Source organism: Amycolatopsis sp. NBC_00438, from assembly GCF_036026695.1.
GTDB lineage: Bacteria > Actinomycetota > Actinomycetes > Mycobacteriales > Pseudonocardiaceae > Amycolatopsis.
This window is the reverse complement of record NZ_CP107923.1, coordinates 10,146,066-10,165,449: the sequence shown is the minus strand read 5'-3', so window position 1 is coordinate 10,165,449 and position 19,384 is coordinate 10,146,066. Positions and strand designations below refer to the sequence as shown.

The 19,384-nt window shown below is 71.3% G+C and carries 17 protein-coding genes; 14 read left to right on the top strand and 3 right to left on the bottom strand.

What is annotated here, in order from left to right:
- Window positions 1-26: 26 nt before the first annotated feature.
- The 3 genes from OG494_RS47075 to OG494_RS47065 all read right to left on the bottom strand — a co-directional run bounded on the left by OG494_RS47075 (window position 27) and on the right by OG494_RS47065 (window position 3,796).
- Complete coding sequence (locus OG494_RS47075) at window positions 27-1,139, bottom strand: nucleotide disphospho-sugar-binding domain-containing protein (RefSeq protein WP_328450163.1); 1,113 nt, start codon at window positions 1,137-1,139, stop codon at window positions 27-29.
- A gap of 103 nt (window positions 1,140-1,242) precedes the next feature.
- Entirely contained in the window at window positions 1,243-2,649 is a 1,407-nt protein-coding gene (locus OG494_RS47070; protein ID WP_328450161.1) for an NDP-hexose 2,3-dehydratase family protein, read from the bottom strand.
- A 37-nt stretch (window positions 2,650-2,686) separates the two neighbouring features.
- Window positions 2,687-3,796 (bottom strand): DegT/DnrJ/EryC1/StrS family aminotransferase, encoded by a 1,110-nt coding sequence (locus tag OG494_RS47065; RefSeq protein ID WP_328450159.1) that lies wholly within the window; start codon window positions 3,794-3,796, stop codon window positions 2,687-2,689.
- A gap of 398 nt (window positions 3,797-4,194) precedes the next feature.
- On the opposite strand from OG494_RS47065, the gene OG494_RS47060 reads away from it, so the two are divergent.
- From OG494_RS47060 to OG494_RS46995, 14 genes are all read left to right on the top strand, one after another.
- Complete coding sequence (locus OG494_RS47060) at window positions 4,195-4,545, top strand: hypothetical protein (RefSeq protein WP_328450157.1); 351 nt, start codon at window positions 4,195-4,197, stop codon at window positions 4,543-4,545.
- 144 nt (window positions 4,546-4,689) lie between these two features.
- Window positions 4,690-5,229, top strand: a complete 540-nt coding sequence (locus tag OG494_RS47055; RefSeq protein WP_328450155.1) for a PH domain-containing protein — start codon at window positions 4,690-4,692, stop codon at window positions 5,227-5,229.
- Window positions 5,226-6,809 (top strand): PH domain-containing protein, encoded by a 1,584-nt coding sequence (locus tag OG494_RS47050; RefSeq protein WP_328450153.1) that lies wholly within the window; start codon window positions 5,226-5,228, stop codon window positions 6,807-6,809. Before OG494_RS47055 ends, OG494_RS47050 begins: the two co-directional genes overlap by 4 nt.
- 2 nt (window positions 6,810-6,811) lie before the next feature.
- Complete coding sequence (locus tag OG494_RS47045) at window positions 6,812-7,795, top strand: aldo/keto reductase (protein ID WP_328450151.1); 984 nt, start codon at window positions 6,812-6,814, stop codon at window positions 7,793-7,795.
- A gap of 130 nt (window positions 7,796-7,925) precedes the next feature.
- Window positions 7,926-8,930, top strand: coding sequence for an NAD-dependent epimerase/dehydratase family protein (locus OG494_RS47040; RefSeq protein WP_328450149.1), 1,005 nt, complete (start codon window positions 7,926-7,928; stop codon window positions 8,928-8,930).
- 10 nt (window positions 8,931-8,940) lie between these two features.
- A complete protein-coding gene (locus tag OG494_RS47035) occupies window positions 8,941-10,209 on the top strand; it encodes an activator-dependent family glycosyltransferase (RefSeq protein ID WP_328450146.1) in 1,269 nt (422 codons plus the stop codon).
- A 97-nt stretch (window positions 10,210-10,306) separates the two neighbouring features.
- Complete coding sequence (locus OG494_RS47030) at window positions 10,307-11,545, top strand: activator-dependent family glycosyltransferase (protein ID WP_328450144.1); 1,239 nt, start codon at window positions 10,307-10,309, stop codon at window positions 11,543-11,545.
- Window positions 11,542-12,777, top strand: a complete 1,236-nt coding sequence (locus tag OG494_RS47025; RefSeq protein WP_328450142.1) for an activator-dependent family glycosyltransferase — start codon at window positions 11,542-11,544, stop codon at window positions 12,775-12,777. The genes OG494_RS47030 and OG494_RS47025 overlap by 4 nt, the downstream gene beginning before the upstream one ends.
- Before the next feature lie 67 nt (window positions 12,778-12,844).
- Window positions 12,845-14,095, top strand: a complete 1,251-nt coding sequence (locus tag OG494_RS47020) for an activator-dependent family glycosyltransferase (RefSeq protein WP_328450140.1) — start codon at window positions 12,845-12,847, stop codon at window positions 14,093-14,095.
- Entirely contained in the window at window positions 14,092-14,331 is a 240-nt protein-coding gene (locus OG494_RS47015; protein ID WP_328450138.1) for a hypothetical protein, read from the top strand. The genes OG494_RS47020 and OG494_RS47015 overlap by 4 nt, the downstream gene beginning before the upstream one ends.
- 13 nt (window positions 14,332-14,344) lie before the next feature.
- Complete coding sequence (locus OG494_RS47010) at window positions 14,345-15,610, top strand: activator-dependent family glycosyltransferase (RefSeq protein WP_328450136.1); 1,266 nt, start codon at window positions 14,345-14,347, stop codon at window positions 15,608-15,610.
- 1 nt (window position 15,611) lies between these two features.
- Complete coding sequence (locus OG494_RS47005; protein WP_328450134.1) at window positions 15,612-16,841, top strand: activator-dependent family glycosyltransferase; 1,230 nt, start codon at window positions 15,612-15,614, stop codon at window positions 16,839-16,841.
- A 4-nt stretch (window positions 16,842-16,845) separates the two neighbouring features.
- A complete protein-coding gene (locus OG494_RS47000) occupies window positions 16,846-18,105 on the top strand; it encodes an activator-dependent family glycosyltransferase (protein ID WP_328450132.1) in 1,260 nt (419 codons plus the stop codon).
- Complete coding sequence (locus OG494_RS46995; protein ID WP_328450131.1) at window positions 18,102-19,343, top strand: nucleotide disphospho-sugar-binding domain-containing protein; 1,242 nt, start codon at window positions 18,102-18,104, stop codon at window positions 19,341-19,343. Before OG494_RS47000 ends, OG494_RS46995 begins: the two co-directional genes overlap by 4 nt.
- The last annotated feature ends 41 nt before the right edge of the window (window positions 19,344-19,384 follow it).

Sequence of the window (19,384 nt, the reverse complement as noted above, 5' to 3'; positions counted from 1 at the left end):
CCCCAATTCGTCCCGGAAAGAGTTCGTCATGCCGCGGCCAGCTTCTCCAGCAGGCCCACGGCTTCCGCGGGCGAACGCTGGGCCCGGACCGCGGCGGCGGCGCGCAACGCGCCGGTGGTGAAGGCGGGCTCGTCCAGCAGCGCGCGGCACCGCTGCGCCACCCGCTCCGGTGAAACCTCGTCCAGGGCGAGCTGCAGGCCCGCGCCGGTCGCGGCCACGGCCGCGGCGTTGTCGAACTGGTCGTCGAACTGCGGCAGCACCAGCTGCGGGCAGCCGGCCTCCAGCGCGGTGAGCACGGTGCCCTGGCCACCGTGGTTGACCATGGCCTCGCAGGCCGGCAGCACCTGGGCGAGCGGGAGCCGCCCGGCGCGGTCGGCCGCGGCGGCCAGCTCGGGCCAGTCCGCCAGCACGTCGTCGGCGGCGGCCACCACCAGCTCGACGTCGAGTTCCTTCAGCAGCTTCAGCATCGGGGCCACGGTCTCGCGCAGCCCGAGGGCGGCCATGCCGGGCAGCACCGTGCCGAAGGTGACGCACACCCGCGGCCGCTCCCGCGGCTCGAACACCCAGCCCGGCAGCCGCACGTCGCCGTTGAACGACCCGCCGCGGACGCCTTCGTGGCCGAACGCGTGCGGCAGCCGCATGCCCGGCGGCCACGGGTCCAGCGTGCCCACCGGGTCCGGCGGCGCCGCGGCGAGCTCGATCGCCGCCGCCCGGCCGTACTCGGTCAGCGGCGCGACACCCCAGTGGTAGGCGACGACCGGGACGTCGTGGACCGCGGCCGCCAGCGGGCCGGCGAACTCCGCCCGCTCGCTGACGACGAGGTCGGGCCGCCACGCGCCGATCAGCTTCCGCGCGCCGGGCAGGCACGCCCGGGCGATCTGCCCGAACGCGTGGCCGTGCTCGGAGCGCCGCAGCTCGGTGCTCTCGGCGGTGACCGGCGGTTCGCCGCCGACCAGCTCGACGAACTCGGGCGCGGCGCCCCAGGACGTCACCGGCAGGCCGCACCGGAGCACGACCGGCGCGAACGCCTCGGTCGTGGCGACCAGGACCTCGTGCCCGGCCGCCCGGGCCGCCCAGGCGAGCGGCACGAGGGGGAACAGATGGCCGCGCAACGGCGCGGTCGTGAACAGCAATCGCACGCGAACTTCCTTTCCCGGTGCGGTGAATCCGGCCAGGCGGCACTTTCACGTGAAAGTGCCGCTCCCAGGTGGGCACTTTCACGTGAAAGTGCCGTTCCCGGGGTCAGCAGAGGCTGTGGATGCAGGCCAGCAGGCTGCGGGCCTCGATGTTCAGGTAGTGCCCGTGGCGCAGCAGGTCGATCAGCTGGCGCACGGTCATCCAGCAGTAGTTCGGCGGCACCTCGACCGGGAACTCCTCGCCCACCTCGATCAGCTGGTAGCGGGTCAGCGCGTGGTAGAACCGGCCGCCCTCTTCCGAAAGCTTCTGGTCGTAGTGGGTTTTGACCCCGCCGACCTCGAGCACGTCCCGCAGGAAGGGCTCCTTGATCGACGACACGTCCTGGCCGGGCAGCAGGTGCACGGTGGGCGCCATCTCGACCATGTCCATCAGCCCGTACTCCGGGCGGGCCTGCACCAGCAGGTGCAGCACGCCGCGGACGCGCCGGGCGAGGAAGGCGGCATGCCCCTCCCCCCTGGGGTGGAGCAGGGGCTGCCGCCAGGCCTTGACCTCCCGGGTGCCCGCCTCGACCCGCACGCCGATGATGCGGAAGTTCTCCCCCGCGTCGTCGGTGATCTCCTCGTCGTCGCGGTGCCAGCCCGTCGTCGCCGACAACGGCGTCAGCCGGGCCGACCAGTCGCAGCGCGTCTTGGCCTCGGTGAACCAGCTGAGGATGTCCCCCGCGGTGTGCAGGGCCGGGCCCGGTGCGTCCTCGGTCGTGTACTGGTAGGAACGCACGAGCGCGTCCCGGAAGTCCTCGCCGGTCGCGCCGTCGCCGTCCGGCAGCGCGAACGGGATGCACGAGAGCACCGTGCGGGCGTCCATGTTCACCAGGTTGTCCCGGTGGGAGAGCTCGCCGATCTGGGCCAGGCTCAGCCAGCAGTAGTCCTCGTGCAGCTCGACGTCGCCGGTCACCAGCACGACCATGTTGCGGTTGCGCTTGCGCCAGAACCACGCGCCCTGCTCGGACTGCAGCACGTCCACCAGCACCTGGCCGCGGCCGGCGCCGACGAAGTACTCCAGGTAGCGCGTCGAGCCACCGCGGTGCACCTGCGTGTAGTTGCTGCGGGTGGCCTGCACCGTCGGCGACAGCTGGAGCGTGTTGACGTTGCCCGGCTCCATCTTGGCCTGCATCAGGCAGTGCAGCACACCGTCGAACTCCTTGACGACGATGCCGAGGATGCCGATCTCGGGCTGGTTGATGATGGGCTGGGACCACGTCGGGACCCCGCCCTCGCGCACCTGCAGGCCTTCGATGGTGAAGAAGCGCCCGCTCTTGTGCCCGAGATTGCCGGTGCCGGCCTCGAACTCCCAGTCACCGAGCTCGGCGAACGGGATGCGGTCGACGGCGAAGTGCCCGGCCGCCGACCGCTCCGCCCACCAGTCGTGGAACTCCACCATGGACATCACACTGCCGCCGGTGGTTTCGGGCACGGGGTTCAGTTCCCGGTGCAGCACCGCGAGTCGCTTCATGCTCGTGCTCTCCTGTCTCCTCGGGCCACCGGATGGGTCAGAGCTTCGCCAGCACCGCCTGCACCTTCTCCACGACCCGTTCCTGGTCCACGTCGGACAGCGACGCGTACATCGGCAGCGAGAAGATCTCGTGGGCCGCCGCCTCGGTCTCGGGCAGCGAACCCTCGCGGTAGCCCAGCTTCGCGAAGCCGGACTGGGTGTGGACCGGCCACGGGTAGCTGATGTTCAGCTCGACGCCCTCGGGCTTGAGCTGCTCGATGATCTTGTCCCGCAACGGGTGCCGGGCCACGTAGACGTAGTAGACGTGGTCGTTGCCCGGCGCGAGGGCCGGCGTCACGAGGTCGGTGCCGGCGAAGGCCTCGACGTACCGCTCGGCGATGAGCCGGCGGCGGGCGATGTAGTCGTCGAGCCGGGTCAGCTTGCGGCGCAGGATCTCCGCCTGCACCTCGTCGAGCCGGCTGTTGTACCCCGGCGTGGAGACGACGTAGTAGACCTTCTCCATGCCGTAGTAGCGCAGCCGCCGCAGGTTCGCCTCGGTCTCGGCGTCCGAGGTGATCGTCGCGCCGCCGTCACCATAGGCGCCGAGCACCTTGGTCGGGTAGAAGGAGAAGGCCGCGGCCTTGCCCATCGACCCGGCGATCTTCCCGTGGTGGCGGGCGCCGTGCGCCTGCGCGCAGTCTTCCAGGATCGGCAGGCCGTGCTTGGCCGCGATCGCTTCCAGCGGCGCCATGTCGACGCACTGGCCGTACAGGTGCACGGGCAGCAGGCAGGTCGTGCGCTCGGTGATCGCCGCCTCGACCTGCTCGACGTTCATCAGGTACGTGCCGGGGTGGACGTCGACGAACACCGGCACGGCGCCGATCTGGTCGATCGCCAGCACGGTCGGCGCCGCGGTGTTGGACACCGTGATCACCTCGTCGCCGGCCTTGACGCCGAGGGCGCGCAGGCCGAGGACGATGGCGTTGGTGCCGTTGTCGACGCCGACGCAGTGCTCGACGCCGTGGTAGGCGGCGAACTCCTCCTCGAACGCCTTCACACTCGGGCCGAGCACGAGCTTGCCGGAGCGGAAGACCGTGTCGACGGCGTCGAGAATGTCGTCCCGTTCTTTCTCGTACTCCGGCAAATAACCCCAGACATATTGAGCCATCAGGGCGGGTCACCTCCAGGGGATCGGCCGTGGCACGACCGGACAGGGCTCGTACGACGCAGGCGAATTCCCGGTTGACTTCCGGGACGCTGCAACACATGGGCTATTCGGCACGACGACTATTCGCTTTCGCTGGCCGCGCCGCCGGAGTCATGGAAGCACACTTCCGCTCGGCTGTCACAGCATTGCCGGCGTCCGATTCGACGAGCATTACCGGCCCGTCCCGCCGGCGGGACAACGACCGCCACGGTGTTGTTGACCGGGGCCGGAGGGCTGGCTAACCTCGGCCGGGTTCCGGCTGCCGACTGGGGGCATTCGCCCGGAGCGCGTCACCCCGCATCAGGGGAAGGATTCGCCGCGCGGCCACACGGACGATTAAGCGGAAGGGCTGAATTGTCATGTCAGAGAACGCCACGAAAGTCGACCTCACCAATGTCGACGACGTCGAGGAGATGGTCCGGGAGATCGCCCGGATGATCTGCGCCGAGCAGCCCGACATGCCCGAACCGGAGAGCCTGCGCGACCTCGACTCGTTTTCCGTGGTGCAGGTGCTGCTCGAGGTCGAGAACACGACGGACCGGAAGCTGCTGGAGAAGTTCGAGGACTTCACCGAGGGCGAAGAGTTCCGCGACCTGGCGGCCTACATCGTGAAGATCGTCGCCGAGGAGGACGCGGCCCCGGCCGAAACCCCGGCCCCCGCAGACGGAACGGCGGCCCCCGACGCCGCCGCTCCGGACGCCCCGGCCTAGTGCTCGTGAGTGTTCAGGGCGGTTAGAACCGCCCTGAACACTCACGACCGGCCGCGGCAGACGCCGGTGTGCGGGCGCCCCGGGCCCGCACACCGGTCCCGCCGGCGAGACACGGTTCTCCTCACAGATCGGACGGCTCAGCCGATGGACCACTCCACCACGGATACTTCACGGCCCGTGCTCCCGGTCCGGCCCGAACCCCTCGCCGTCCGGCCGCCGCGGCACCGGCTCGCGCGCCGGTTCATCCTGTGGCGCACGCTCAACACGCTGTTCTGGGCGATCGGCGTGCTCGGCGCGTTCTTCACGCTCCACATCATCTTCGCCGGCATCCGCACCTGGCTCGACCCGGTCATCTGGGGCGTCGGCGCCACCTTCGCGGCGAACTTCCTGTTCATGCCGACCTACCGCTACCTGGTGCACCGCTGGGAGACGACCGACGAGGCCGTCTACTCGCTCAGCGGCTGGATCACCCGGGAGTGGCGGATCGTCCCGGTGTCCCGGATCCAGAGCATCGACACCGTGCAGGGCCCGATCGAGCAGCTGCTCGGCCTCTCGACCATCAAGGTCACGACGGCCTCGCACGAGGGACACGTGAAGATCGAAGGCCTGGAGACGCCGATCGCCGAGGAGGCGGTCCGCCGGCTCAACGAGATCGCCCAGGCCACCCCCGGGGACGCGACGTGACGGCGGAAGCGGCCACCGAGCCCGTGACCCCCGCGCCGGCCGAGGAGAGCGGGCTTCCCTGGCTGCGCCTGGACATCAAGCTCTTCTACGTCAACGCGGCCAAGTTCACGATCTCCTTCGCCATCAGCATCACGAGCTACTTCCTCTACGACTCGGGCCCGGTCTGGCCGCTGCTGGTGGTCAGCGGCATCAGCGCGCTGATGACCCTGCGGGACCTGTGGCGCTGGCTGTTCACCCGCTACCGCGTCACCCCCGAACGCGTCGAGCGCCGCACCGGCCTGCTGGTCCGCGAGGAGCGGCACGTCGGGCGCGACCGCATCCGCAGCGTCAGCAGCAGCGCGAAACTGCGGCACCGCTTGGTGAAACTGCGCGTCGTCCACATCGGCTCGGGTGAGGGCAAGCACTTCTCGGCCGCGTTCAAGCTCGACGCGCTCTCGAAGGAGACGGCCGCCCAGCTGCGGCGCGACCTGATCCCCCGCGACGCCGAGGCACCGGCGGAACGCGAGGTCGTCATCGCCCGGCTGCGCTGGATCTGGTTGTGGTACAACGTTTTTCACGTCTGGGCGATCCTCGCCGGGGTCCTGTTCCTCGTCTCGCTGTACTTCACGATGCAGACGTTCGCCGTCGACCTGATCGACGTCATCGCCGGCCTGATCCACTGGGCGGACCTCGGCGTGTGGCGCACGATCGGCGCGTCCGTCGGGATCACGTTCGTCCTCGGCTACTTCTCCCTCGGCCTGGACTTCGCCGCGAAGCACTGGAACTTCGAGCTGGTCCGCACGACCAGCGGCGAGGACGGCACCGAGCTGCGCACCCGGCAGGGCCTGTTCACCACCAAGACCGTGCACCGCGAGGACCGCCGGATCCGGGGCGTGCACCTGCACGAACCGCTGCTGTGGCGGTGGATGCGCCTCGCCGAGACCAAGGTGATCACGACCGGGCTCAACGCCTCGCTCAACGAGTCGGCCAACATCCTGCCGCGCACCCCGCTGCGCGACGCCCGGCACGCGGCGAGCTTCGTCTTCCCGGACGGCCACCAGCCCCTCGAAGCGCCGCTGCTGCGCCACCCCATCGGCGCGTTCCGGCGCCGGCTGTACTGGGCGACCTACGGCCCGGCGGCCGTCGCGGGCCTGCTCGCCTGGCTCGGCGCGACCGGCGTCGTGCCGACGTCGTGGTGGCCGCTGCCGCTGCTGCTCCTGCCGCTGACCTGGGCGCTGGCCTGGGTCGCCTACCGCACGCTGGGCCACGCGCTCATCGGCCCGTACCTGGTCGTGCGCAGCGGCGCGGCCGGCCGCTCGACGACCGTGCTGCGCACCCGCGCGGTGATCGGCTGGCGGCTGCGGCAGACGATCTTCCAGCGACTGGGCTCGCGGATGACGATCGGCGTCCCGACCGCGGCCGGCGACCGCTACTACCGCGCGATCGACGCCGGCACCGAGCAGGCCCTCGCGTTCGTCGCCGGCGCCGACCCGGAACTCGCGCACGAATTCCTTTCCGGCACCGGGACACCCCCGGCCGATTCGCATTTCGCCCCGCGATCGGACGCGCCATCAACGCACCATTCCGAAACTCGGAGGTGACAATGCGGCACACCAGGCTCACCGAAACGCTTTCCGTCGGCGAAATCGGGCTCGGCTGCAGTTCGATGTCCTACGGTTACGGGCCCGCCCGGACCGCGCGGGACCACGCGGAGTCGGCGCGGGTGCTCCGGCACGCGGTCGACCTCGGCGTCACCGTGTTCGACACGGCCGACGTCTACGGCCCGTTCACGAACGAACAGCTGCTCGGCGAGGTGCTCGCGCCGGTGCGCGCCGACACCACGATCGCCACCAAGGTCGGGCTGGTCCTGCGGCCCGACGGCACCCTGGAACGCAACGGGCGCCCCGAATACCTCCGCGAGGCCTGCGAAGGCTCGCTGAAACGGCTCGGCGTCGACGCGATCGGCCTCTACCAGCTGCACCGGGTCGACCCGGACGTGCCGCTGACCGAGTCCTGGGGCGCCCTGGCCGAGCTCGTCACCGAGGGCAAGGTCCGCGGCCTCGGCATCTCGCACGCCACCGTGGAGGAGCTCGAACAGATCCACGCGCTCTTCCCGATCGCCGCGGTGCAGTACGAACTGTCCGTCTGGGAGCGGCGCAACCTCGAGGAAATCCTTCCGTGGACGTGGAAGAACGACGTCGGGTTCCTCGCCTGCTGCCCGATCGGCCGCGGTTACCTGTCCGGCCGGGTCGCCGTCGACGAGCTCGTCGACGGGGATTCGCGACGGCGTGATCCGCGGTTCGAGGCCGCCGCGCTCACCGACAACCAGCGCATCGTCGACGGCCTGCACCGGGTCGCCGCCCGGCACGGCGCGACCCCGGCGCAGGTGGCGATCGCGTGGCTCACCACGCACGGCGACAACGTCGTGCCGATCCCGGGCACGCGGCGGCTGCGCTGGCTGGAGGAGAACGTCGGCGCGGCCGGGATCCGGCTGGACGCGGAGGACCTGCGCGACATCGACACGCTGCCGGTGGCGACCGGCGAAAAGCGCTGGGACGAACACCGTGAACCGGCCGTCTCGAAATGACCGCGCAATTCCTTAGAAACGGTGGCGGCGCTGTCCTAGACTTCGGGCAGCTCACCGGCCGCGGCGAACCGGCCATTCCCGGAAGAGCCGTTCTGCACATTCATCGTGACGCGAAACTGGAGGAGAAGCCGTGGGCGCACAGGCACGACCGCTGATCACGGTGCTCGGCTCGTCCGGGCTCTTGGGCACCGCCATCACCCGCGAACTGGCGAGCCGGCCGGTCCGCCTCCGCCTCGCCGGGCGCCGGCCGACCACCGTCCCGGACGGGGCGTTGGCCGACATCGACGTCCGGACCACCGACCTGACCGCCGACGGGGCCGTCGCCGACGCCGTCGAAGGCGCCGACGCGGTGATCCACCTGGTGGCGCACATCGCCGGGGCCAGCACCTGGCGGGTGTCGTCGGACGACCCGGTCGCCGAGCGCGTCAACCTCGGGCTGGTGCACGACCTCGTCGCCGCGGTGAAGGACCAGCGGCCGGAGAACCCGCCGGTGGTCCTGCTGGCCGGGTCGATGTCGCAGGCCGGGCGCTCGATCTCGGGCCGGATCGACGGCACCGAACCCGACCGGCCGCTGACCACCTACGACCGGCAGAAGCTGGACGCCGAGCACGCGATCCGCGACGCCGTCGAGGCCGGCCTGCTGCGGGGCGCGTCGCTGCGGCTGGCCACGCTCTACACCCAGGGCTCGGACTCCCCCGCGCTCGACCGCGGGGTCGTCTCGGCGATGATGCGCCGCGCGTTCGCCGGCGAGCCGCTCACCATGTGGCACGACGGCACGGTCAAGCGGGACCTGGTGTGCGTGGACGACGTCGCCCGCGCGTTCCTCGCCGCGCTCGACCAGCCGGACGCCGTCGACGGCAGGCCGTGGCTGGTCGGCACCGGGCTCGCGACGAGCATCGCGGACCTGTTCGGCGGGGTCGCGAAGGTCGTCGCCGCGCAGACCGGGCGGGAGCCGGTGCCGGTGGTGTCGGTCAAGCCGGCCGACCACTCGATGCCGACCGACCTGCTCGACTTCGTGCTCGACCCGTCGGGTTTCCAGAACGCCACCGGCTGGGCGCCGCGCGTCTCGCTGGAGCACGGCCTGGAGAACCTCGCCGCGGCGATGGCCCGCGACGCCGTCGCCCAGAGCGTCTGAGGGGGAAACCGTGCGCGTCCTGCTGGTCCTGCCCGCCGAGAAGAGCATCTTCAACTACCTGGTGCCGGTCACCTGGGCGCTGCGCACCGCCGGCCACGAGGTGCACGTCGCGAGCCTGCCGCGGTTCGCGAGCACGATCACCCAGGCCGGGCTGACGGCCGTCCCGGTCGGGCACGACCGGGACCCGTGGCGCATCACCGAAAACCGGCCGGCGGAGCGCGCCGCGCTGCGGGCCGGGGTGGCCGCGCCTTACGACCTGTTCGACGCGCCCGGTAGCGCGTCGTGGGACTACCTGCGAGACGGGATGACGGCCGCGGTCACGGGCTGGCACCGGCTGACCAACTTCCCGATGGTCGCCGACCTCGTCGAGTACACCCGGTACTGGGAGCCGGACCTCGTGCTGTGGGAGCCGCTCTGTTACGCCGGGGCGATCGCCGCCAAGGCGTGCGGCGCGGCGCACGGCCGGCTGCTGTTCGGCATCGACGTCTTCGGCGCCACCCGCGTCGACTACCTGCGCACGCAAGCGCGGCAGGCACCGGCGGACCGCGCCGACCCGCTGGCCGACTGGCTCGGGAGCTACGCCCGCAAGTACGGCTTCGACGCCGGTGAGGACCTCGCCGTCGGCGACTTCACCATCGACCAGCTGCCCGCGTCGCTGAGCCTGGACGCCGGGCTCGACACCGTGCGCGTCCAGTTAGTGCCCTACGGCGGGGCGGCTGTGGTGCCGGATTGGCTGAAGCGGCCGGCGGAGCGTCCGCGGGTCGCGCTGACCCTCGGTCTCACCGCGACCGAGGTCTTCGGCGGCTACAACGTGCCGCTGTCGGAGATCCTCTTAGGACTGTCCGAATTGGACGCCGAGGTGGTGGCGACGGTCGCCGAGGACGTGCAGCGGACACTGCCGCCGATGCCGGAGAACGTCCGGATGGTGCCGTACGTCCCGTGGCACGCGCTCGCCCCGACGTGCGCCGCGGTGGTGCACCACGCGGGCGCGGCGACGCTGGCCACCACGGCGCGGCACCCGGTGCCGCAGCTGGCCCTGCACTTCCACTTCGACCAGCCCTACCTGGGCCGCAAGCTCGCCGAGCACGGCGCCGGCCTGGAGATCCACACCGGCGACGCAACGGGCGCGAACGTCCGCGACGCCGTCGCCCGCTTGCTCACCGAGCAGTCCTTCAAAGCCCGCGCGGCAGACCTGCGCGACGAGATCTTCGCGCTCCCCACCCCGAACGAGCTGGCCGGAACGCTCGAAGAGCTGACCGCCAAGCACCGCACCCGCTGACCCCAAGCCGCACTTTCGCCGAGAAAGTGTTCCGGAGTTACGACCTCCGGATTCAGGTTCACTCGAAAGTGCCGCGGCAGACCCGGAAAGGAGCATTATGCGCGTCCTGTTCGCCACCACGCCGCAGAAGAGCGTCTTCCTGTACCTGGCGCCGATGGCGTGGGCGCTGCGCACCGCCGGCCACGAGGTCCGCTTCGCGAGCCAGCCCGCGCTGACGGACGTGATCACGCAGTCCGGCCTCACCGCGGTGCCGGTCGGGCACACCCGCAACCGCCGCCTCAGCGACGACGACGGCCGTGAAGAGGGCCGCGCCGGGTTGCCCGCGCCGTACGACGTCTTCGACGACTACGAGCGCGCCACCTGGGAGTACCTCGAGCCGGGCATGGCCGACGCGGTGCGCGGCTGGCACTGGCTGACCAACCACCCGATGATCGGCGGGCTCGTCGAGTTCGCCCGCGCCTGGCAGCCGGACCTGATCGTCTGGGAACCGTTCTGCTACGCCGGGCCGATCGCTGCGAAGGCTTGCGGCGCGGCACATGCGCGTCTCCTGTTCGGGGTGGACGTCTTCGGCGCGGCGCGCGAGCAGTACCGGCGGCGGCTGGCCGAGGAGCCCGGCCGCGTCGATCACCTCGGCGCGTGGCTCGGCCGGTACGCGCGGATGTACGGCGCCGAGTTCTCCGAGGACATGACGACCGGGCAGTTCACCATCGACCAGTTCCCGGCCAGTTTCCAGCCCGCGACCGAGCTGGATGTCGTGCGCACGCAGTACATCCCGTACGGCGGCCCGGCCGTGGTGCCGGACTGGCTGTCCAAGCCACCGGAGCGCCCGCGCGTCGCGATGACGCTGGGGCTGACCGCGACCGAGCACTTCAACGGCTACACCGTCGGCGTCCAGGAAGCGCTCGACGCCCTCGCCGACCTCGACATCGAGCTGGTCGCGACCGTCGCGGAGAAGGCCCAAGCGGAACTGACGCGGATCCCGGACAACACGCGGATCGTCTCGTACGTGCCCTGGCACGCGCTGGCCCCGACGTGCTCGGTGGTCGTCCACCACGCCGGCGCCGCGACCATGGCCACGACGTCCCGGCACCCGGTGCCGCAGCTGGCCCTGCACCACCACTACGACCAGCCGTTCCTCGGGCGCAAGCTGGCCGAGCACGGCGCCGGGCTGGAGCTGCCGACCCACCGCGCGACCGGCGCGCGGATCCGCGAGAGCGTCGAACGGCTGCTCACCGAACAGTCCTTCAAGGACCGGGCCGCGGACCTGCGCGACGAGATCCTCGGGCTGCCGTCGCCGAACGCGATCGTGCCGGAGATCGAGGCGCGCGTCCGATGAGAGTCCTGCTGACGACCTATCCGGAGAAGACGTTCTTCTACCACCTGGTCCCGCTCGCCTGGGCGCTGCGCACGGCCGGGCACGAGGTGCGCGTGGCGTGCCAGCCGAAGTTCGCGCCGGTCGTCACCCAGGCCGGGCTGACCGCCGTGCCGGTCGGGTCCGACCGCAACTTCTGGCGCATCACCGAGACGCGCGCCGGCGGGACGGAGGCGATGCGCGAAGGGATCATGCCGCCGTACGACGCCTTCGACGACGTCACCAAGCAGAATCTCGAGTACCTGCAGCCGGGGCTGACCGAGGCGGTGCGCGGCTGGCACCGGGTGAGCAACTTCCCCATGGTGGCCGACCTGGTCGAGTTCGCCCGGGCCTGGCAGCCGGACCTCGTCGTGTGGGAGCCGCTGAGCCAGGCGGGCGCGATCGCGGCGCGGGCGTGCGGCGCGGCGCACGCCCGGATGCTGTGGAGCATCGACCTCTTCGGCGGCGTCCGCGACCACTACCTGCGGTTGCGCGGTGACGAGCCGGACCCGTTCGAGGCGTGGTTTTCCGGCTACGGCCGCAAGTACGGCTTCGAGTTCGGCGAGGACATGGTCACCGGGGACTTCACCCTCGATCACCTGCCGGGCAGCCTGCAGATCGAGGCCGACCTGCCGTACCTGCGCTTCCAGTACGTCCCCTACGGCGGCCCGGCTTCGGTGCCGGACTGGCTGCAACGTCCTCCCGAACGCCCGAGGATCGCGCTGACGATGGGGCTGAGCGCCACCGAGATCTTCGGCGGTTACCACCTGTCGCTGCCCGACGTCCTCGACGCACTGTCCGATGTGGACGTCGAGGTGGTGGCGACGGCGCAGGGGCTCGGCACCGTCCCGTCGAACGTCCGCCTGGTCTCCTACGTCCCGCTGCACGCCTTGGCGCCGACGTGCGCGGCCGCCGTCCACCACGGCGGCCTCGGCACCCTCGCCACGTTCGCCCGGGCCGGCGTCCCCCAGCTGTGCGTGCCGCACCACCTGGACGAGCCGATCTTCGCTGCCGGCCTGGCCCGCTTGGGCGCCGGGATCGACCTCCGCTCACCTACGGCCGACACGATCCGCACAAGCGTCCGTCGCCTGCTCGACGACCCGTCCTTCACCCGAGGCGCGGCGAACCTCCAGTCCGAAATGGACACTCTGCCGACCCCGAACGACATCGTCCCCGACCTCGAAGACCTCACCGCCAAGTTCCGCAGAAGGTCGTGAGTGTTTAGGGCGGTTCTAACCGCCCTAAACACTCACGACAAGCCGCGGCAGACCCGGAAGAGAGACCATGCGCGTCCTGCTCACGACCTACCCGGAGAAGACCATCTTCCAGCCGATGGTCACGCTCGCGTGGGCGCTGCGCACCGCCGGGCACGAGGTGCGGGTGGCGACCCAGCCGGGCTTCGAGGACGTCATCACCGGCGCCGGGCTGACGCCGGTCCCGGTCGGCCGCCGCGGCGTCGGCAACTGGCGGCGGCTCACCGAGGCCTACCCCGACCTGGCCGAAGCCGAGCGCGTCGGCCTGCCTTCGCCTTATGACACCGCGGTTTCCGGTGTCGGCACGCGCGAGGAGATGGCCGGAGGCTACGCGTCCATCGTGGAACTCTGGCACAAGCAGAACAACTTCCCGCTGGTCACCGGCCTGGTCGAGTTCGCCCGAGCGTGGCAGCCGGACCTGGTGATCTGGGAACCGACGACGTACGCGGGCGCGATCGCGGCGAAAGCGTGCGGCGCCGCGCACGGCCGTCTCTTGTGGAGCATCGACGTCTTCGGCGCGGCCCGCGAACGCTTCCGTTCCCTGGGCCCGGGTCCCGACCCGCTGGCCGACTGGATCGCCGGCTACTGCCGCAAGTACGGCTTCGCCTTCGACGAGGAGCTGATCACCGGCCAGTTCACCATCGACCCGGTGCCGGAGCCGATCCACCTCCAGACGCGGCTGCCGAGGCTGCCGGTGCAGTACGTCCCGTACGGCGGCGCGGCCAGCGTCCCGGACTGGCTGAAGCGCAGGAGCGACCGGCCGCGGATCGGCCTGACCCTCGGCACGACGGCCACCGAGCACTTCGGCGGCTACACGGTGAGCGTCCCGGACATCCTAGCCGCGCTGTCCGATGTGGACGCCGAGATCGTCGCCACCCTGCCGGACGCCGAAGCCGCCAAGGTCCCGGAAGTCCCGGCCAACGCCCGGATCGTGCCGTACGTGCCGCTGCACGCGCTCGTGCCGACGTGCGCGGCGGTCATCAACCACGCCGGCCCGGGCACCTACCTGACGACGGCCCGCTACGGCGTCCCGCAGCTGGCCGTGCCGTGGGAGTTCGACGAGCCGGAGCTGGCCCGCCGCGCGACGGTCCACGGTTCGGCCCTGACCCTGACGGGCGCGGAGGTGTCGGGCAAGGCCGTGCGCGCGGGCGTCCTGCGGCTGCTGAGCGAGCCGTCCTTCACCGCACGGGCCACGGAACTGGCCGCGCGAATGGCCGCCACGCCCTCGCCCAACGACGTCGTCCCGGCGCTCGAAGCCCTCGCCGCCCGGAGGAACGTATGAGGACCACCCGGCCCGGCCCCGACCGTCCGACCTTCCCGGCCACGGGAACGGCCGCCGCACCCGTGCTCGAAGCTCGCCGAGCGGAGGAACCCCCGCGCATTCTCACCGGCGTCTTCCCGGCGCTGCGCGACCTCGCCACCCGGTACCGGCGCAGCTCCCGGGCGTCGAGCCCCGCCGTCCGCGCGAGTGTGCTGCGCCTGCTGGCCGCCGCTCCCTCGCCATCCGAAGCCCGCTGACCGGAGGAAACCCATGCGCATCCTGTTCGTCTCCAACCCGCCCCGGACCGTCTACAAGTACATGTTCACCATCGCCTGGGCGCTGCGGACCGCCGGGCACGAGGTCCGGTTCGCCAGCCAGCCCGAGTTCGTCGACGAGGTCCTGCAGGCCGGGCTCACCGCCGTGCCGGTCGGGCACAGCCGCGACATGCACAAGGTCGCCGCCCGCACCCGCGGCGTCGAAAACGAACGCGCGGGCATCCCGGCGCCCTACGACGTCTACGAAGAGCCCGAGAAGGCCACCTGGGAACACATGGTCTCGACGATGGCCAACGAGGGCATCGAGTGGCACAAGTACGGCAACTTCCCGATCATCTCCGGGCTCGTCGAGTTCGCCCGCTACTGGGAGCCCGACCTCGTCGTCTGGGACCCGCTGAGCTTCGCCGGCGCGATCGCGGCCAAGGCGTGCGGCGCGGCCCACGCGCGGCTGCTGTTCGGCGTCGACGTCTTCGGCAAGGTGCGTCAGCAGTTCGTGAAGCTGCGGGACGCACAGCCGGCCGACCAGCGCCGCGACCCGCTCGCCGAGTGGATGGGCGCCTACGCCCGCAAGTACGGCTTCGACTTCACCGAGGACATGTTCACCGGGGACTTCACGCTCGACCAGTTCCCGCTGAGCTGGCAGGACGAGGCCGACCTGGAGTACGTGCGGACGCAGTACATCGCCTACAACGGCGCTTCGGTCGTCCCGAAGTGGCTGCAGACGCCGCCGGAGAAGCCGCGGATCGCGATCACCATGGGCAACAGCGCGGTCGAGGTCTACCGCGGGTACAACGTGCCGCTGAGCGACCTGCTGGACTCCGTCGCCGACCTCGACGTCGAGGTGGTCGCGACGGTCGCCGCGTCCCAGCAGCCGCTGCTCGGCAAGACGCCGGACAACGCCCGGATCGTCGACTTCGCGCCGATGCACGCGCTCGCCCCGACGTGCTCGGTCGTCGTCCACCACGCCGGCGCCGCGACCATGGGCACCACCGCGCGCCACCCCGTCCCGCAGCTCGCCCTGCCCTACCACTACGACCAGCCGACGCTCGGCAAGATGCTCGAGAAGCAGGGCGCCGGGCTGTCGATCCACGTCTCCGAGGTGACGCCCGAGAAGTTCCGCACGGCGATCGACCGGCTGCTCACCGAGCAGGTGTTCCAGGACCGGGCGGTGGCCCTGCGCGACGAGATCTTCGCGCTGCCGACGCCGAACCAGGCCGTGCCGCGGATCGAAGAGCTCGTCGTGAAGCACCGGGCGCGGTGACATGCGCGTCCTGCTGACCACCTACGCCGAGCGCACCCATTTCCTGATGATGGTGCCGCTCGCGTGGGCGCTGCGCACCGCCGGGCACGACGTCCGGGTGGCGGTGCAGCCCAAGCTCGCCGGGGCGGTGACCGGGGCGGGGCTCACCGCCGTCCCGGTCGGGCACGACCGCGACCTGTGGGACCTGCTGCGCCGCACCGGACCCGAGCACCTGTTCGGCGTCGAGACGGGCTGGCCCGCGCCCTACGACACGGCGGCACTGTCCACCCCGGACTGGGACCACGTGCTGCGCGGCTACCGCGACATCGCCGTGCGCTGGCACAAGACGAGCAACGTCCCGCTGATCAACGACCTCGTCGACTTCGCCCAGTGGTGGCGGCCGGACCTCGTGCTGTGGGAGCCGACGACGTACGCCGGCGCGATCGCGGCCAAGGCGTGCGGCGCCGCGCACGGCCGGATCCTCATCGGCGAGGACGTCTTCGGCCTGACCCGCGACCACTTCCTCCGGCTGCGGCCATCCGGTGCGCCGGACCCGCTCGGCGAGTGGCTGGGGGCGTACGCGGAGAAGTACGGCGGCGAGTTCAGCGAGGACATGGTCACCGGGCAGTTCACGATCGACCAGCTCCCCGCGTCCCTGCGGCACCGGGCCTCGCTGGAGCACGTCCCGATGCGGTACGTGAACTACGGCGGCGCGGCGGTGGTCCCGGACTGGCTGTCGACGCCGCCCTCGCGCCCACGCATCGCCTTGACCATGGGCCTGACCGCGCACGACCGCACCGGCGGCTACCCGGTGGACCTGCAGGACGTCCTCGACGCGGTCGACGGCCTCGACGTCGAGCTGGTCGCCACGGTCACTCCCGAAACCCGGCTCAGCAGGGTTCCGAAGCGCACCCGCCTGGTCCCGTTCGTGCCGTTGACCGCCCTGCTGACGACGTGCTCGGTCGCCATCCACCACGCCGGCGTCGGCACCCTGGCGTCGACGGCGTTGCGCGGCATCCCGCAGCTCACCCTGCCCTGGGACGTCGACCAGCCCACGCTCGGCGCCCGCCTCGCGGCGCAGGACGCCGGGATCTCCATCCACGCCACCGAGGCGACCACCGAAGGCATCCGCGACGCGCTCGTCCGGCTGCTGCACGAACCCGCGTACACCAAGGGCGCCGCCCACCTGCGCGAGGAGATGCTCGCCATGCCGACGCCCAACGACGTCGCCCACCAGTTAACCGAGGGATGAGGCCATGCGCGTCCTGTTCACCACCTACCCGGAGAAGACCCACTTCCTCGCCATGGCGCCGCTCGCCTGGGCGCTGCGCACCGCCGGGCACGAGGTGCGCGTCGCCTGCCAGCCGAAGTTCGCCGACGTCGTCACGCAGGCCGGGCTCACCGCCGTGCCGGTCGGGCCGGACCGCGACCTCTGGCAGCTGATGGCGCGTGACACGAACTGGTTCAGCGTCGGCCTCAACGGCCTGCCGGTGCCTTACGACACCGTCGACTGGCGCCCCGAGGACGTCTCCTACGAGTACCTCCGCGACGGCTACAAGCTGCACGTCACCAAGTGGCACAAGATGAGCAACGTCCCGCTGATCCCCGGCCTGGTCGAGTTCGCCCAGGTGTGGCAGCCGGACCTGGTGATCTGGGAGCCGTCGACGTACGCGGGCGCGATCGCCGCCGAGGCCGTCGGCGCGGCGCACGCGCGGCTGCTGTTCAGCCTCGACACCTTCGGCGTCACCCGCGACCACTTCACCCGCCTCAGCACTGAAGGCGCCGAAGACCCGCTGAAGGACTGGCTGGCGCCGGCCGCGGGCAAGTACGGCGTCCCGTGGAGCGAACGCCTGGTCACGGGTGAGTTCACGATCTCGCTGTTGCCGCCGTCACTGCGCGTGGAGGCGGATCTCGACTACGTGCCGATGCGGTACGTGCCCTACGGCGGCCCCGCCGTGCTCCCGGCCTGGCTGCGGACGCCGCCGGAGAAGCCACGGGTGGCACTCACCATGGGCATCAGCATCGCCGAGTCCAGCGGGGACATGGTCGACCTCAAGGACCTGTTCGACGAACTGTCCGATGTGGACATGGAACTCGTCGCGACGATCCCGGAGAGCGTCCAGGAGAAGCTCGGGAAGGTCCCGGACAACGTCCGGATGGTGTCCTTCGTGCCGCTGCACGCGCTCGTGCCGACGTGCACCGCCGTCATCCACCACGCCGGCTACGGCACCCTCGCGACGACGGCGTTGCACGGCAAACCGCAGGTCATCGTGCCCTGGAACGCCGACGGGCCCGCGCTCGCCAAGCGCGTCGCCGCGCAGGGGGCCGGGCTGGCGCTGCACGTCCACCAGGCGTCGGCCCGCGGGGTGCTGCGCAACCGGCTGCTGCGCGTGCTCACCGAGCCGAAGTTCACCGAGGGCGCGCACCGGCTGCGCGACGAGATCCTCGCCATGCCGACGCCCAACGACGTCGCCGACCAGCTCGCCCACCGGGTCGCGAAAGTGGCCATCGCGTGAAGGTCCTCTTCGCCGCCAACCCCGAGAAGGCGCACTTCCTGCCGATGGTGCCGCTGGCCTGGGCGCTGCGCACCGCCGGGCACGAGGTGCGGATCGCGTGCCAGCCGAAGTTCGCGCCGGTCGTCACCCAGGCCGGGCTGACGGCGGTGCCGGTCGGCCGCGACGGCGACCTGTGGGACCTCATGCCGCGCCACCCCGACTACCGCGGCACCCAGTGGCGACCGGCGTACGGGCTGCCGGTGCCGTACGAGGTCGCGGAGTTCCCGGAGAAGGCGACGCCGGAGTACCTCGAGGAGTCGTACGCGGCGATCCTGCACTACTGGCACAAACCCGCGTGTTTCCCGATGATCGGCGGCCTGGTCGAGTTCGCGCGCGCCTGGGAGCCAGACCTCGTGCTGTGGGAGCCGCTGTGTTTCGCGGGCCCGATCGCGGCGCTGGCGTCCGGCGCCGCGCACGGCCGGATCCTGTGGAGCACCGACGTCTTCGGCGTCACCCGGTCGTTTCCCGCCGCCGGCGATCCGCTGGGTGACTGGCTCGGCGCGTACGCGCGCAAGCACGGCGGCGAGTTCACCGAGGAGCTGGTCACCGGGCAGTTCACGATCGACCAGCTCCCGGCGTCACTGCGGCTGCCGACGTCGCTGGAAACCGTGCCGCTGCAATACCTTCCGCACGGCGGCCCGGCGTCCGTCCCGGACTGGCTGCGCAAGCCGCCGGAGAAGCCGCGGGTCGCGCTGAGCATGGGGATCAGCCTCACCGACCACGAGGCCGGGTACTCGGTCGCGGTGCAGGACGTGCTGGATCACCTGGTCAAGCTGGACGTCGAGGTGGTCGCCACCCTGCCGGACGTCGAGAAGGCGAAACTGGCGAGCATCCCGGACGGCGTCCGGATCGTGCCGTACGCGCCGCTCGAAGCCCTGGCGGCGACGTGCTCGGCCGTCGTCTCCCACGGCGGCTTCGGCACGTTCCTGACGACCGCGCGCCACGCCGTCCCGCAGCTGTGCACGCCCTGGGACTTCGACGGCCCGGTCTTCGCCGCCCGCGCCGCGGCGCAAGGCGGCGCACTCGCGGTCCGCGCCGACCAGGCAACGGGCGAGGTGGTGGCGGACGCCGTGTCCCGCCTGCTCAGCGAGTCCACCTTCGCAGACCGGGCCGCGGTCCTACGCGACGAAATCCGGGCCATGCCCACACCCAACGAGGTCGCCGACCAGCTGGCCGCCCAGTACCGCAGGGGGTCGTGAGTGTTTAGGGCGGTTAGAACCGCCCTAAACACTCACGACAA